The following is a 13,697-nucleotide window of genomic DNA, read 5'->3' as shown; positions in this document are numbered from 1 at the left end:
CATGAGGTTCGCGCTGCTCACGGCGTTGACGGCCGCCCTGCTGGCCGGGTGCACCGATGACGGGAAGACACCGGCCGCGACACCCGCCTCCTCCCCGGCGCCGGCTCCGGCCGTCTCCGGCGAGCAGCTGCCCGAGGCCGAGAACCCCGCCGGCAACCTGGCGAGCGTCGGCAAGGAGGCCGACTGGGACGCCTTCGTCCTGGCCTGTGACGACCCGGAGCAGGAGGCCGTCGTCCAGCAGGTCACAACCGGTGACGTCACCGGCGACGGGGTCGCCGACAGCCTCGTCGCCCGCACCTGTGACGGTGCTGCTCCTTACTTCCCGTCGACCGTCGAGGTCTTCGACGGATCCTCCCCGGCCCAGCGACCGTGGCGGATCGGCACCCCGCTGCTCAAGGACGTCGCCGCCGCCGACAAGCCCTGGGTGACCGCCGTCGCCGTACGCTCCGGCGAGATCGTCGTCCAGGCCCACGGCACGGCGGGGAACGGCTGTCCCAAGCTGAGGATCACCTATCGGTACGCCCTCGAAGGCACCGCGCTGAAGCAGAAGGCCCGCGACGAGGTGCCGAGCGGCGCCTGCCTGCCGGCGGGGACGTGAGACGTCCCCGCCGACGTGGAACGACTCAGTCCTGGATCTTCGCCTCGACGGCCGGGTGGTCGCCGTTGGCCTTCGCCGCACCGCCCAGTTTCGCCAGCAGGCCGGTCAGGTCGATACCGGTGAGGTCGGTGCCGATCTGCAAACCCTGCGCCACGTTGCCGGCCACCGACTTCGTCAGCGACGTGGCACCGTCGGTCGAGATGACGGTCAGCTTGTCGACGTTGGCGAGCGGAGCGCTGGCCGCCTCGACGACCTGCGGCAGCACCTTCACCAGCAGGTCGATCACGGCCGCGTCGCCGTACGCCGCGAAAGCCTCGGCCTTGCGGGCCATCGCCTCCGCCTCGGCCTGACCCTTGGCGAGGATCGCCGCGGCCTCGGCCGAACCCTCCCGCTCGATTGCCTCGGCGATCGCGGTACGACGCCGCTGCTCCGCCTCACCCTCCTTGGCACCCTCGATCGCATTGGCCTCGGCCAGCGCGGCACGCCGTGCCCGTTCACCCTCACCGGTCAGGCGGGCCTGCTCGGCCTGCGCCTGCGCACCGGCGATGGTGGCCTGCCGCTGCGCGTCGGCGTGCAGCACCGCGGCGCTGCGGGCCGCCTCGGCCTCCTGCTCCACCCGGTACCGGGCGGCGTCGGCGGGCTTGCGCACCTCGGTGTCCAGCTGGCGCTGCTTCAGCTCGGCGTTCTGCTCGGCCACCTTCTGCTGCTCGGCGAGGATCTTCTGGTCCCGTTCGGCCTGGGCGAGCGGCCCGGCGGCGGCCGACTGGGCCTTCGCCGCGTCGATCTCGGCCTGGATGCCGGCCTGCTTCAGCGCGAGGTTACGGTTCGCCTCGGCGATCGCCTCCTCGGCGAGCAGCCGCTCCTGCTCGGCGGCCTGCCGGGCGCGGGCCTCGGCGATGGCCGCGTCCTTGAGCACCCGGGCCGCCTCCGGACGGCCGAGATCCTGCAGGTACGAGCCTTCGGCCAGGATGTCCTGCAGCTGGAAGGTGTCGAGCACCAGACCCTGGTTGGTCATCGAGTGCTCGGCCTCCTCGGCGACCGCGCTCGCGAACGCCGCCCGGTCCCGGATGATCTCCTCGATGGTGAGCCGGCCGACGATCGACCGCAGCGCGCCGGCCAGCACCTCGCGGGTGAAGTCCTCGATCTCCGACTGCTGGTGCAGGAAGCGCTGGGCGGCGGCGCGGATCGCGTCCTCGGTGCCGCCGACCTTCACGATCGCCACGCCGTGCAGCTCGGCGCGGATGCCCTGCTTCGACACCGCGCCCTTGATGCCGACGTCGATGCGGCGGCTGGACAGATCGAGCGACTGCAGCTTCTGCACGACGGGAAGCACGAAGACCGAGGCGCCCATGACGACCTTCTGTCCCGACATGTCGGTGCTGCTGGTGCCGTCCAGGCCCTGGGTCGTCTTGCCCTTGCGGCCGGTGATGATGAACGCCTCGTTCGGCCCGGCCACCTTGATCCGGGACAGGATGAACACGACGAGCAGCACGACCAGCAGCACACCGCCGCCGATCGCGATCAGCAATGGACTCATTCAGACCTTCTTATGTATGGGGTGCTTCTTCGGTGTGGGGTGTTTCCTCGACGACGACACTCGTCTCACTGGGCGCCTCGACCACGAAGATCCGGGCGCCGGTGGGGATGGCACGATCCGCGCGCGCGTAGAGCTTCACCGGCTGGCCGCCGAGCCGGACCCGCACCTCGCCGTAACCCGTTCCGGCCGGGACCGGCGTGACGACCACACCGAGCGAGCCGACCAGATGCTGCCGCTGCGGTGTCGCGTCGGTGCGCATGTTCCGGGCCGCCCGCGACAGGCGCCACGCGAGCCAGGCGGCGGGCACGGCGGCCAGCGCGCCGACCGCCACGGCAAGGGCGATCGACCCGGCGGTACGGGCGGTGAGCAGCTCCGAGGCGGCGGCGGCCGCGAAGCCGAACGCCCCGGCGAAACCGGCGACCACCTCGGTCGAGACCGGTCCGCCGGCATCCGGGTGGCCGAGGTGCAGCAACTCGCCGCCGAGCAGCGCGACGGCCAGGACCGCCACCGCCACGCCGCCGATCGCCAGGAACACCACGGTCGCGGTCAGCACGGGCCACCATCCCTGAGTTCAGGCCGGCACGCCACCGGCTGCGTCAGGGTAGTCCAGGCCGTCTACCTGCACTGTCGTCCGAACGATAGTCAGTCGGAATAGACCGGGACCGGTGGGCTGGCCGGGCCGAGCCGGGGCTTCAGCCATCGGTCGTAGATGCGTGTCCACGTACCGTCGGACCGCATCCTCTCCAGCACCCCGTTGACGAACCGGACCATGTCGGCGTGTTCTTTGGGGATGCCGATCCCGGCCGGCTCGTCGGAGACGGGTTTGCCGGTCACCTCGGTGGTCGGGTCCTGTGCGGCCAGGCCGGCCAGCAGGATGTCGATCGTCGAGACGGCCTGCACCTGGCCCTGCTGCAGCAGCACCAGGCAGTCCAGCGTGCTGTCGGTGCTCACCGGGACCGGCCTGGACGGCTGCTCCGCGATGGTCACGATGCTGGTGCTGCCCCGGGTCGCGCACACCTTCTTGCCGGCCAGGTCGGGGAAGTCCTTGATGCCGTCGGCCTTACGGACCAGCAGCCGCTGCCGGGAGGCGATGTACTCGGCCGAGAACGACACCTGCTGCCACCGCTCGCATGTCATCGACATGGTCCGGATGACCAGGTCGACCTCCTTGTTCTGCAGCACCGGGATACGCTCGGCCGTGGTGATCGCCCGGAACTGCACCTTGCGCGGATCACCGAAGATCGCCCGCGCCACCTCGCGCGCGAAGTCGATCTCGAAACCGACCAGTTCGCCGCTCGCCGGATCGCGGAACCCGAACAGGTAGGCGTTCTGGTCGATCCCCACCACGAGCCGGCCACGTTCCGCGATCCGCGCCATTGTGCTCTTCGCCGGCATGGCACCGGCCTTCGGCATCGAGGCCGGCGGCCGCAGACTCGCCCGGTTGTCACAGGTGGGCACCGGCGCCTTGCTCGGGACCTCGGCCGGGTCCTGCACGTTCAGCGGCTGCGGAACCACCGCCCTGGCGTCCGCCGCGACCGGCCGCTGCTCCTCGGGCGTGCCGCAGCCGGCGGCCACCAGAGCGACCATCAGCACAGCCGCCGTCACCTTCGTCGTCGTCCTCATCGGTACTCCCCGATCCGCGGCCGGAATCCGAACACCACCGCGGCCACCAGGCCCACGGTGAGCAGGACGACACCCGGCAGCAGGCCGCGGAGCGCGTTCGCCGCCTGTTCCGCCTGGCCGTCGACCCGCGCGTTGCCGACCGCCAGCGCCTCGGCCAGGCCGCTGTCCAGCCGGGCGAACACCGCGGGCAGGGCGTCGTCGCCGGGCGCGGTGGCCAGCTCGACCGCCTTGTCCCAGTCACCGCCGTTGTCCGCCACCCGGACCTGCTCGTGCAGTGTGCGCCAGCGGACCGCCTCGTCGCGGGCGGCGGCGATCGCGCGCCGATCCGACGACGGGGCCTGAGCGAGCGCCCGGGCGAACAGGCCACGCCGCCCGTCCACGCCGATCAGTTCGTCCATCCGGGCGGTGAAGTCCTTCTCGAGCGTGGCGCCGCCACCCCGGGCCACCAGGGTGAGCGATTCGTTCGCGCGGGCCTGCAACGCCGCCCGCCCGGCGTTCGCGAGCAGTGACACCAGCACCGAGCCGTCGCGCCGGCCCGTCTCCAGCCGCGCGGCCGAGGCGCCCAGCGCCACCACCGACCAGAGCAGCGCCAGCACCGTGATCGCGCTCGCCGCCACCAACCCCAGGTTGAAGGTCCGCCGGCTGCGGCGGGCCACCAGCACCTGCGCGGCGATCAGCGCCGCACCGGTCGCCAGCACGAGCAGCGTCACCAGCCACGGGAAGCCGGCCGCCTCATCCTGCTCGGTGACCAGTCGCCGGTGCGTGCTGTCGAAGACCCCGGCCGCGGCCGGCAGGATCGTCTGCTGCATCAGCCCCGACGCCTCCCGCAGGTAGGCGCCGCCCAGCGGGACACCGAGCCGCTGGTACGACCGGGCCGTCTCGACCAGGCCGGTGTAGGCCGGCAGCTGATCGGCGACCACCCGGAGCAGCTCCGCCTCCGCGTCGTCGGCGTCGCGCAGCGCGATCGTCAGGGCCGAGGTCGCCCGGGCCAGGTCGTCGAGATAGCGGGTGCGCAGCTCCGGTGACTCGCCGTCGGTGGCCAGGAACGCGGTCGCCGCCGTGGCGTCGGCGTCGGCCAGGTTCCGGTACAGCGTCTGCGCGTCGACACTGATCGGGCCGCTCACCTCGGCGACGTCGGTGATCAGTGCTTCCCGCTGCCGTACGTCGGCCACCGCGGCCGCGCCGGTCGCGAGTGCCAGCACCACCAGTCCGGCCGCTGTCAGCCAGTACAGCCGGGGCGTGTTGAGCCTGGCCCGTAACCGGGCGGCGAGTCCGCCGGGCTCCGGCGGCACCGGCACGACCTCGGCGGGCCGGGTCTCCGCGGGCTTGGTCGCGACAGGCGCGAGTCGGGTCGGCACTCTCACCCCCTGTGATCCACGTGGGACGGTCACCATACGGCGCCATCGGTCACGGTAGGGAACCGAGTCCACACACCCCGCCCATCCCGCACCGGCCGTGTCGCACGCCGGCCACGGGCTGTCCGGACCTGCCTCAGGTACGGCCGGCGATGTCCAGGGCGGCCAGGTAGCCGAATGTCATGGCCGGGCCGAGGGTGGCGCCGGCGCCGGCGTAGCCACGGCCCATCACCGAGGCGCTCACGTTGCCGGCCGCGTACAGGCCGGGGATCGGGGTGCCGCCGGGACGCAGGACCCGGGCCCGCTCGTCGGTGCGCAGCCCGCCCTTGGTCCCCAGATCGCCGGGGACCAGTGAGAACGCCAGGAACGGCGGCCGGAGCAAGGGCCCGAGGCAGGGGTTCGGCCGCTGCCGTGGGTCACCGTAGTACCGGTCGTACGCCGACTCGCCGCGCCGGAAGTCGTCATCGTGCCCGCGCCCGGCGAACCCGTTGAACCGCTCCACCGTCGCCCGCAACGCCTCGGCCGGCACCCCGATCCGGCCGGCCAGCTCCTCGAGCGTGCCCGCCCGGTGCGCGATCCCGGCGTCGAACCAGCGGCGCGGCAGCGGGGCCCGCGGCGCCCGCCCGGCGAACAGGTACCGGTCCCGGTAGGAACGGTCGGTGACCAGCCAGCACGGCAGGTGCGGGCCCGACCCGGCCCGGCCCAGCATGGCGTGCACGACGTCGACGTACGGCGCCGCCTCGTTGACGAACCGGTGGCCGGTGCCGTCGACGATCAGGCTGCCCGGCAGGTTGCGTTCGGCGAGGCAGAAGTACGGCCCACCGGTCAGCGGCAGCGTCGGCCCCCACCAGGCCTCGTCCATCAGATCCAGGGCCGCTCCCAGCCGCTGTCCCGCCTCGATGCCCGCGCCGGTGTTGCCGGCCGCGCCGACCGTCCAGCCGGCGCCCAGGCCGTGATGTTGACGGCGCATCGGCTCGTTGTGGTCGAACCCGCCACTGGCCAGTATCACCCCGCGCCGGGCCCGGAACCGCGTCCCGGCGCTGTCCGCGCCGGTGACCCGGCCGTCCTCGGTGTGCAGCGCGGTCATCGGCGTACCCAGTCGCACCGGCACCCCGGCCGCCCGCAGTCCGGCCCGCAGCCCGGCAGCGAGCGCCTGCCCCATGGTCAGCCGTTTTCCCCGGAACCGTCCGGCCGCGAGCTTGACGGCGGTCAGCGCCGACCGTGGGTGCCGCAGTCCGAGCGACAGCCAGCGGTAGTCGACGGCGGTCACCGCGATCCCGTTCGGCGCGGCCCGGTACGGCGGGGCCAGCGCCTCGAGGTCGTCGGCCACCAGGCGTGCGGCCAGGGGCCGTGGCTCGACCGTCCGTCCCTCGGCGAGCCCGCCGGGCGCCTCCGGGTGGTAGTCGGGGTAACCGGGCACCCGGGCGAACTCGAGCGGGGTGTGCTCGCGTACGAACGCGAGCACCGCGGGCCCGTGCTCGAGCAGCGCGTCCCGCCGGGCCGGCGACACCTCGTCACCTGCAACGTGTTTCAGATAGGTAGCCGCTTCCGGTCCAGGCAGCCACAGCCCGCCGCCGGAGCGGGCGGTCGAGCCGCCGTACACCTCGGCGCTGTCAATGACTACAGCACTGAGCCCACGGTGTGCGGCAGTGAGCGCGGCCGTCATGCCGGCCGCGCCGCTGCCCACCACGACGACGTCGTATTCCTCCTCGCGCAACACTAGAACAGGTTATAGTTATTCGGCCGATGCCGCCATCAGGAGGTGTGTATGGAGGCCACCGTCGTGATCGTCGGCTTCGGCGCGGCCGGGGCCTGCGCCGCGATCGAGGCCGCCGAGTCCGGAGCCGACGTCCTGGTCGTCGACCGTTTCAGCGGCGGCGGCGCCACGGCTGTCTCCGGCGGCGTCGTCTACGCCGGCGGCGGCACCCGTCAGCAGCTGGCCGCGGGGATCAAGGACGACCCCGGGATGATGTACGCCTACCTGCGCCACGAGACACGCGACGCCGTCTCGGCCGCGACCCTGCTACGGTTCTGCGACGAATCCGCCGGACTGCTCGCGTGGCTGGAGGACCACGGCGTCCCGTTCGACGCGACGCTCTGCCCGTACAAGACGTCCTACCCGACGAACCGGTACTACCTGTACCAGTCGGGCAGTGAGCACGCCCACCCGGACGCGGCACCGCGCGGTCACCGTACCCACGCGCCCGGCACCTCCGGTGGCACCCTCCACGCCGCCCTGGCCGCGGCCGCGCTGGCCAGGGGTGTCCGCTTCCTGCCGCAGACCCGCGCGGTCACCCTGGACATCCCCGGCAGTCGCGCACCGCTGCCACAGTCCGGCCGGGACAGCGGTGCACCACAGCCGGGGGTGGTGGTCTGCCGGACTCTGCGGGATGCGCCCGCGTGGGCCCGGTTCGCGCATCGCACGCTGCACCGATGGTCGGTCAAGCCGGGCGTCTACCTGCCTTGGCTCGGGCGTGCACTGCACCGGGCGGTCGCCCGGATCGAGGAACGTCACGGCCGTGAACTGCGGATCCGCGCCGATGCCGTGGTGCTGGCCGCCGGCGGTTTCGTCTTCGACCGGGAGATGATGCGCGACCACGCACCGGGCGTGCGCGGGCTGCGGCTCGGGACACCCGGCGACGACGGTTCCGGCATCCGGCTCGGGACGCGGGCGGGCGCGGGCGTCCGGCACCTCGACCGGATCAGCCTCTGGCGGTTCATCACCCCGCCCTCGGCGCTGCTCGGGGGGCTCCTCGTCGACCGGGACGGGCGGCGGGTCTGCGACGAGTCACGGTACGGGGCGGCGATCGGCGACGCGGTCCGCGCCTGCCCGGACGGCAGGGCCTGGTTGCTCCTGGACGCGGACGTCCTCCGGGAGGCGCGCCGCCAGCTGCCGGGCCAGACCCTGTGGTTCCAGCGCTGGCAGTCGTGGTGGCTGTTCACCGCCCGCCGGACGTCGGCTCCCACCCTGGCGGCACTGGCCCGCCGTGCCGGTATCGACCCGGACGGCCTGGCCGCGACCGTGTCGGCCACCAACCTCGCCCGCTTCACGGGAGCACCCGACCCGGCCGGCAAACCGGCGGAGCTGACCCGGTCGCTGGACAGGGCACCGTTCTCGCTGCTGGACGTGTCGTTGCGGGCGTTACCGGCGCCGATGCTGACGCTCGGCGGTCTCACCGTCGACGAGGTGACCGGTGAGGTGCTGCGCCCGGACGGATCCTCGATCCCGGGTCTGTACGCGGCGGGGCGTACCGCTGTCGGCATCTGTTCCGGTTCGTACGTCAGCGGCCTGTCCCTGGCCGACTGCGTGTTCTCCGGCCGCCGGGCCGGCCGCCACGCCGCCGGCCCGGCCCGCCCGCAGCCCCCGCAAGCCGTACCCGAGAGCGGCTCCGGGAGCGGAATCACCGGTGCCGGGCACGGCCGGCCGGGTGGGGCGCGGGATCACGATGCGCCCGGAGCGGAGCGGGCCGAGAGGATGGAGGACCGCGATGGTCAGCGCTGACGAACTGCGGCGGATCGCCGGCCGGCTGCGGGACGCCGAACGGGACCGGGCACCGATCGCGCCGGTCACCGCGGAGTTCCCGGGGCTGTCGGCGAGCGACGCGTACGAGATCCAGCTGCACAACATCCGGCGGCGCCGTGCCCCGGTCGTCGGGCACAAGGTGGGGCTCTCGTCGAAGGTGATGCAGGAGATGATGGGCGTCGACGAACCCGACTACGGGCATCTGCTCGCCGACATGCGACTGTCCGAGGACGAACCCGCCGACGCGTCACGGTTCTGTTTCCCGCGGGTGGAGATCGAGGTGGCGTTCCTGCTCGGCGACGACCTGCCGGGGGCGGACTGCACCGAGGACGACGTGCTCGCGGCGACCGAGGCGTTCGCCCCGTCGATCGAGCTGATCGACAGCCGGATCGCGGACTGGCAGATCAGCCTGGCCGACACGATCGCGGACAACGCCTCCTCCGCCGAATTCGTGGTCGGTGCTCAGCGCGTACGACCGGATGAGATCGATCCTCGCGGCATCGCCGCGGTGTTGCGTCGCGGAACCGAGATCGTGGCGGCGGGCCGGTCGGACGCGGTGCTCGGGAACCCGGTGACCGCCGTGGCGTGGCTGGCGCGGACGGTCGCGCGATTCGGGGTCCGTCTGCGGGCCGGGCACCTGATCCTGCCGGGGGCATGCGCGCGGGCCGTGGACGTGCGGCCGGGAGACGAGTTCCGGGCCGAGTTCGACGGGCTCGGCACGGTGGGACTGACCTTCGCGAGGGAGCGGGCATGACATGGCGAGCGGCGATCGTCGGGTCCGGCAACATCGGGACCGACCTGATGTACAAGCTGCTCCGGTCGCCGGCGATCGAGCCACTGTGGATGGCCGGCGCCGATCCGGACAGCCCCGGGCTGCGGCGGGCGGCGGCGGCCGGGCTGGCGGTCAGCAGCGACGGCGCCGGGTGGCTGCTGCGGCAGGACCCGCTGCCGGACCTGGTGTTCGAGGCCACGTCGGCGGCGGTGCACCGGGCGAACGCGCCCCGCTACGCGGAGGCCGGCATCCGGGCCGTCGACCTGACGCCGGCGGCGATCGGGCCCGCCGTGGTGCCGGAGGTGAACCTCGGCGAGCACCGCGACGCGCCGAACCTGAACCTGATCACCTGCGGCGGGCAGGCGACGATCCCGATGGTGCATGCGGTGTCGCGGGTGACGGCGGTCGGTTACGCCGAGATCGTGGCGACCGTGGCATCACGCTCGGCCGGACCCGGGACCAGGGCGAACATCGACGAGTTCACCCGGACCACGAGTCGCGGGCTGGAGACCATCGGCGGCGCGGCGCGAGGGAAGGCGATCATCGTGCTGAACCCGGCCGACCCGCCGCTGATCATGCGGGACACCATCTTCTGCGCGGTGTCCCCGGACGCCGACCGGGCGGACGTCACCAGGTCCGTCGAGGACCGGGCGGCCGCGATCGCGTCGTACGTGCCGGGCTTCCGGCTGCTCGACGAACCACAGTTCGACCTGATCGGCGATCAGCTGCGGGTCGGGATCTTCGTCGAGGTCGAGGGGGCGGGCGACTACCTGCCCGCGTACGCCGGGAATCTGGACATCATGACCGCGGCCGCGACCAGGGTAGGTGAGTGTCTTGCCGGATCTGAGGATCACTGACTCGTCGTTACGGGACGGGTCGCACGCCAAACGGCACCGGTTCACCGTGGACGAGGTCACCGCGATCGTCGCCGCCCTCGACGACGCCGGTGTGCCGGTCATCGAGGTCGCCCACGGCGACGGGCTCGGCGGATCGTCGTTCACCTACGGGTTCAGCCGCACCCCCGAGCAGGATCTGATCAGCGCGGCGGTCCGGACGGCGACCCGCGCGCGGATCGCGTTCCTGATGCTGCCCGGCGTCGGGATCTTCGACGACATCCGGGCCGCCGCGGGCAACGGCGCCACGGTCTGCCGGATCGCCACCCACTGCACCGAGGCAGACATCTCGGTGCAGCACTTCGGCCTGGCCCGCGATCTGGGACTCGAGACCGTCGGGTTCCTGATGATGGCCCACTCGATACCGCCGGAACGGCTCGCCGCGCAGGCCCGGATCATGGCCGACGCCGGGTGCCAGTGCGTCTACGTCGTCGACTCGGCCGGGGCGCTCGTGCTCGACCAGGTCAGCGACCGGGTCGCCGCACTCGTCGCGGAACTGGGCGCGGACGCGCAGGTCGGCTTCCACGGGCACGAGAACCTGGGGCTCGGGGTCGCCAACTCGGTGCTGGCGTACCGGGCCGGGGCGAGACAGATCGACGGCAGCACCCGGCGGTTCGGGGCCGGCGCGGGCAACACCCCGGTCGAGGCGTTCGTGGGGGTCTGCGACAAGCTCGGCATCCGTACGGGCGTCGACTTCTTCAAGATTGTCAATGCGGCCGAGGACGTGGTCCGCCCGGTGATGGCCGACGAGTGCAGGCTCGACCGGATGGCTCTGATCATGGGCTACGCCGGGGTCTACTCCAGCTTCCTGATGCACGCGTACTCGCTTGCCGAACGCTATGGCGTCTCCGGTGCCGAGATCCTGGTGCGGGCCGGTGAGCGTCGCCTGGTCGGCGGCCAGGAGGACCAGTTGATCACCATCGCCCGTGAACTCGCGGGCGGGCGGTGAGGGGCCGCCTCAGCCCCGGCGGTCGCGCTGGGGCCGGTGCGGCGGGCAGCCTCTCGCGTCGTAGGAACGGCACTCCTCGTAGCCCGTACGATCTAGTAGTAGGTGACCGAGACGTGCCCGGTGACCGGAACCGCCTGGCAGGCCAGGGTGTAGCCGTCGGCGAAGTCCTCGTCCTCGAGGATCTCGTTGTTGACCAGGCTGACCTCGCCACTGATCAGCCGGACCGCGCACGCGCCGCACTGGCCCTGCCGGCAGGAGTACGGCGGGTTGAGCCCGGCGTCGATGATCACGTCGAGGAGTCGCTTGCCGGGCGCCCACGGCAGTATGTGCGTCTGCCCGTCGATGGTGACCTCGGCGATCGATTCCGGACTGTCGACCGGGGCCGTCTCGTATCTCTCGATCCGGATCCGATCGGCGGGCACGCCGGCCAGCTGCAGCGCCTTCTCGGCGACCGCGACGAACGCCTCCGGGCCGCAGACGAAGGACTTCCTGCCGATGTACGGCGTGAGCAGCACTTTCAACGAGTCGGCGGTCGGCACGCCGCGCTCGTCGTCCATCCACCAGGTGACCGGCAGCCGGCCGTCGAGCTCGGCCCGGAAGATGACCGACCCGGCATCACGGTTGGCGTAGACGAGGACCGGATCGCCGCGCGTCGCCTTGATGATCCCCATGATCGGGGTGATGCCGGAGCCCCCGGCCAGCAGCAGCAGATCCTCGTCGAGCGAGTCGGGCGTGAACCGGCCGGCCGGTCCGGCCATCTCCAGGACGTCGCCGACCCGGACGTGGTCGCAGATCCAGTTCGACACCTGCCCGGAGCGCACCCGCTTGACGGTGATCCTCGGGGCCTCGCCGGTGCCCGGCGCGCTCGCCAGCGAGTAGCAGCGGTCTCCGGCCGGGGTGCGTACGGTCAGGTACTGGCCGGGCAGGTAGTCGAGCGCCGTGTCGAGCACCAGGGAACACGCGTCCGCGGTCTCCGGGATGACCGAGGCGATCCGGATCGGACGGAAGACGGGCATCAGCTCACCTCCAGGCGACCCTCACGTACCGCTCGGTCGATGCTTTCGCGAAGTTTGGTGCAGGTCGGCACGAGCGCCGCCGGCCGTCCGCCCGCCTCGGCGGTGAGCAGCGCGCACGCCCCGCCGGTCCATTGGACGCTGGTCTGCATCGCGCTGCGTTTGCCGGCCCGGACCGGCATCCCGCACTCGTCGCAGCCGACGCCGGTCAGGCCGCCCTCCAGGTATTCGGCGCGCTCGGTCATGACGCGGCGGTCCGGGCCTGGTTCTCGGCGACCTCGGCCTCCCACGTCTGCACCGCGCGGGTGGTGTCGACCTCGAACTCGTACCGCGCCACCATGTCGTCGGTGATGTCCTCGACGTCGACGTAGAACTGCTCGTACCACCGCCGCAGCTGGTAGACCGGCCCGTCCTCGGCGCAGAGCAGCGGGTTGTCGATCCGGGTCTTGTTCTTCCAGATCTCCACGTCCTGCAGGAACCCGACGCCGATGCTCTTGGAAAACTTGGCCGCGGCCTTGGCCGCCTGCTCGGTGGTCAGGCCGGGCAGCCGTTTCATGATCACGCCCCACTGGAGCACGAACGAGTCCGGGCTGACCGGGTAGTGGCAGTTGATCAGCACCGACTCGATGCCGATGCCGTTCCAGTCGTTGTACAGATAGTCGATCATGTAGGCCGGCCCGTAGTAGGCGGCCTCCGACCGCAGTGACGCGTCGCCCGACTGGCTCGCGGCGGCCGGCACGTCGGGTCGCGGGCGGGTGTTCAGGAACTGCGCCGCCACGTGGCCCTCGAGCACGTTCTTGAAGAACGTCGGGAACGCGAAGTGGATGTAGAAGAAGTGGGCCATGTCGACCACGTTGTCGATGATCTCGCGGCAGTTGGCGCCGTCGATGCGCACCGAGTCCCAGGTCCAGTCGCTCCACTCGTCGGAGAAGGCGCCCTCGATGCGGGGGATGGCGACCTCCGGCGGCGGCGGACTGCCCTGCGGATCGTTCCAGACGAACAGCTGACGATTCTGCTCGCAGGTGGTCCACGACCGGGTGCGGGCGCGCATCGGGATGCGATGCGCGTACGGCACCTCGACGCACCGGCCGTCACCGTTCCACCGCCAGTCGTGGAACGGGCAGGCGATCGCGTCGCCCTTGACCGTCCCCTGCGTGAGGTCGCCGCCCATGTGCCGGCAGTAGCCGTCGAGCACGTGCAGCTCACCGTGCGAGTCGGCGAACACCACGAGCTTCGTGCCGAACGCCTCGATCGCGTGCGGCCGCCCGTCCCGGAACCCCTCGGCCAGTCCCAGGCAGTGCCACCCCCGGGCGAACCTCGCCGGTGGTCTGCCGACGTCGATGGTGCGCGGTTGCTGGCTGATGGTCATGAGCCGCTCCTGGTCGTCAGGTAGAACGTGTTCTAGTATAGGGGTCGCTCGACACGCGGCCAACC

The 13,697-nt window shown here is 72.1% G+C and carries 12 protein-coding genes and 1 pseudogene; 5 read left to right on the top strand and 8 right to left on the bottom strand.

All coding sequences use genetic code 11. From position 1 onward, the window contains the following. The first annotated feature begins 1 nt into the window (after position 1). Positions 2-598 carry a hypothetical protein gene (locus AB0G04_RS05985; protein WP_360977140.1) on the top strand — a complete coding sequence of 199 codons (597 nt, stop codon included), beginning with the start codon at positions 2-4 and terminating at the stop codon, positions 596-598. A gap of 25 nt (positions 599-623) precedes the next feature. Here the strand turns inward: AB0G04_RS05985 and AB0G04_RS05980 are convergent, their stop codons facing one another. The 5 genes from AB0G04_RS05980 to AB0G04_RS05960 all read right to left on the bottom strand — a co-directional run bounded on the left by AB0G04_RS05980 (position 624) and on the right by AB0G04_RS05960 (position 6,833). After that, the gene (locus AB0G04_RS05980) at positions 624-2,135 is read right to left on the bottom strand and encodes an SPFH domain-containing protein (protein ID WP_360977137.1); all 1,512 of its coding nucleotides are present in this window, start codon (positions 2,133-2,135) and stop codon (positions 624-626) included. A 10-nt stretch (positions 2,136-2,145) separates the two neighbouring features. After that, positions 2,146-2,688 (bottom strand): hypothetical protein, encoded by a 543-nt coding sequence (locus AB0G04_RS05975; RefSeq protein ID WP_360977134.1) that lies wholly within the window; start codon positions 2,686-2,688, stop codon positions 2,146-2,148. An 89-nt stretch (positions 2,689-2,777) separates the two neighbouring features. Beyond that, positions 2,778-3,758 carry a glutamate ABC transporter substrate-binding protein gene (locus AB0G04_RS05970; RefSeq protein WP_360977131.1) on the bottom strand — a complete coding sequence of 327 codons (981 nt, stop codon included), beginning with the start codon at positions 3,756-3,758 and terminating at the stop codon, positions 2,778-2,780. Continuing rightward, positions 3,755-5,116: a hypothetical protein gene (locus AB0G04_RS05965; protein ID WP_360977128.1), complete on the bottom strand. Its 1,362-nt coding sequence runs from the start codon at positions 5,114-5,116 to the stop codon at positions 3,755-3,757. Before AB0G04_RS05965 ends, AB0G04_RS05970 begins: the two co-directional genes overlap by 4 nt. A gap of 133 nt (positions 5,117-5,249) precedes the next feature. After that, a complete protein-coding gene (locus tag AB0G04_RS05960; protein WP_360977125.1) occupies positions 5,250-6,833 on the bottom strand; it encodes an FAD-dependent oxidoreductase in 1,584 nt (527 codons plus the stop codon). Positions 6,834-6,881: 48 nt separating this feature from the next. On the opposite strand from AB0G04_RS05960, the pseudogene AB0G04_RS05955 reads away from it, so the two are divergent. The 4 genes and pseudogenes from AB0G04_RS05955 to dmpG form a co-directional block, all read left to right on the top strand. After that, positions 6,882-8,456, top strand: a pseudogene (locus tag AB0G04_RS05955) (FAD-binding protein); the annotation flags it as partial. A gap of 145 nt (positions 8,457-8,601) precedes the next feature. Further along, positions 8,602-9,390: a 2-keto-4-pentenoate hydratase gene (locus tag AB0G04_RS05950; RefSeq protein ID WP_360977121.1), complete on the top strand. Its 789-nt coding sequence runs from the start codon at positions 8,602-8,604 to the stop codon at positions 9,388-9,390. After that, positions 9,387-10,265 carry an acetaldehyde dehydrogenase (acetylating) gene (locus AB0G04_RS05945; RefSeq protein WP_360977118.1) on the top strand — a complete coding sequence of 293 codons (879 nt, stop codon included), beginning with the start codon at positions 9,387-9,389 and terminating at the stop codon, positions 10,263-10,265. The genes AB0G04_RS05950 and AB0G04_RS05945 overlap by 4 nt, the downstream gene beginning before the upstream one ends. Beyond that, entirely contained in the window at positions 10,243-11,250 is a 1,008-nt protein-coding gene (gene dmpG / locus AB0G04_RS05940; RefSeq protein ID WP_360977114.1) for a 4-hydroxy-2-oxovalerate aldolase, read from the top strand. The genes AB0G04_RS05945 and dmpG overlap by 23 nt, the downstream gene beginning before the upstream one ends. 92 nt (positions 11,251-11,342) lie before the next feature. Here dmpG and AB0G04_RS05935 read toward each other — a convergent pair whose 3' ends face one another. Genes AB0G04_RS05935 through AB0G04_RS05925 form a run of 3 tightly spaced genes read right to left on the bottom strand, consistent with a single transcriptional unit; the run spans position 11,343 to position 13,632 of the window. Continuing rightward, the gene (locus AB0G04_RS05935; RefSeq protein WP_360977111.1) at positions 11,343-12,266 is read right to left on the bottom strand and encodes a ferredoxin--NADP reductase; all 924 of its coding nucleotides are present in this window, start codon (positions 12,264-12,266) and stop codon (positions 11,343-11,345) included. Further along, complete coding sequence (locus AB0G04_RS05930) at positions 12,266-12,508, bottom strand: hypothetical protein (protein ID WP_360977108.1); 243 nt, start codon at positions 12,506-12,508, stop codon at positions 12,266-12,268. The genes AB0G04_RS05935 and AB0G04_RS05930 overlap by 1 nt, the downstream gene beginning before the upstream one ends. Further along, complete coding sequence (locus tag AB0G04_RS05925) at positions 12,505-13,632, bottom strand: Rieske 2Fe-2S domain-containing protein (RefSeq protein WP_360977105.1); 1,128 nt, start codon at positions 13,630-13,632, stop codon at positions 12,505-12,507. Before AB0G04_RS05925 ends, AB0G04_RS05930 begins: the two co-directional genes overlap by 4 nt. Between the last annotated feature and the right edge of the window lie 65 nt (positions 13,633-13,697).

It is taken from the genome of Actinoplanes sp. NPDC023801, assembly GCF_040639655.1.
Classification (GTDB): domain Bacteria; phylum Actinomycetota; class Actinomycetes; order Mycobacteriales; family Micromonosporaceae; genus Actinoplanes.
Note: the sequence above shows the minus strand (reverse complement) of the source record. Positions and strands in the feature narration are given on the sequence as shown.

Coding starts and splice junctions, on each gene's coding strand:
- AB0G04_RS05985 (WP_360977140.1), top strand. CDS start 2: ATGAGGTTCGCGCTGCTCACGGCGTTGACGGCCGCCCTGCTGGCCGGG.
- AB0G04_RS05980 (WP_360977137.1), bottom strand. CDS start 2,135: ATGAGTCCATTGCTGATCGCGATCGGCGGCGGTGTGCTGCTGGTCGTG.
- AB0G04_RS05970 (WP_360977131.1), bottom strand. CDS start 3,758: ATGAGGACGACGACGAAGGTGACGGCGGCTGTGCTGATGGTCGCTCTG.
- AB0G04_RS05950 (WP_360977121.1), top strand. CDS start 8,602: ATGGTCAGCGCTGACGAACTGCGGCGGATCGCCGGCCGGCTGCGGGAC.
- AB0G04_RS05945 (WP_360977118.1), top strand. CDS start 9,387: ATGACATGGCGAGCGGCGATCGTCGGGTCCGGCAACATCGGGACCGAC.
- AB0G04_RS05935 (WP_360977111.1), bottom strand. CDS start 12,266: ATGCCCGTCTTCCGTCCGATCCGGATCGCCTCGGTCATCCCGGAGACC.
- AB0G04_RS05930 (WP_360977108.1), bottom strand. CDS start 12,508: ATGACCGAGCGCGCCGAATACCTGGAGGGCGGCCTGACCGGCGTCGGC.
- AB0G04_RS05925 (WP_360977105.1), bottom strand. CDS start 13,632: ATGACCATCAGCCAGCAACCGCGCACCATCGACGTCGGCAGACCACCG.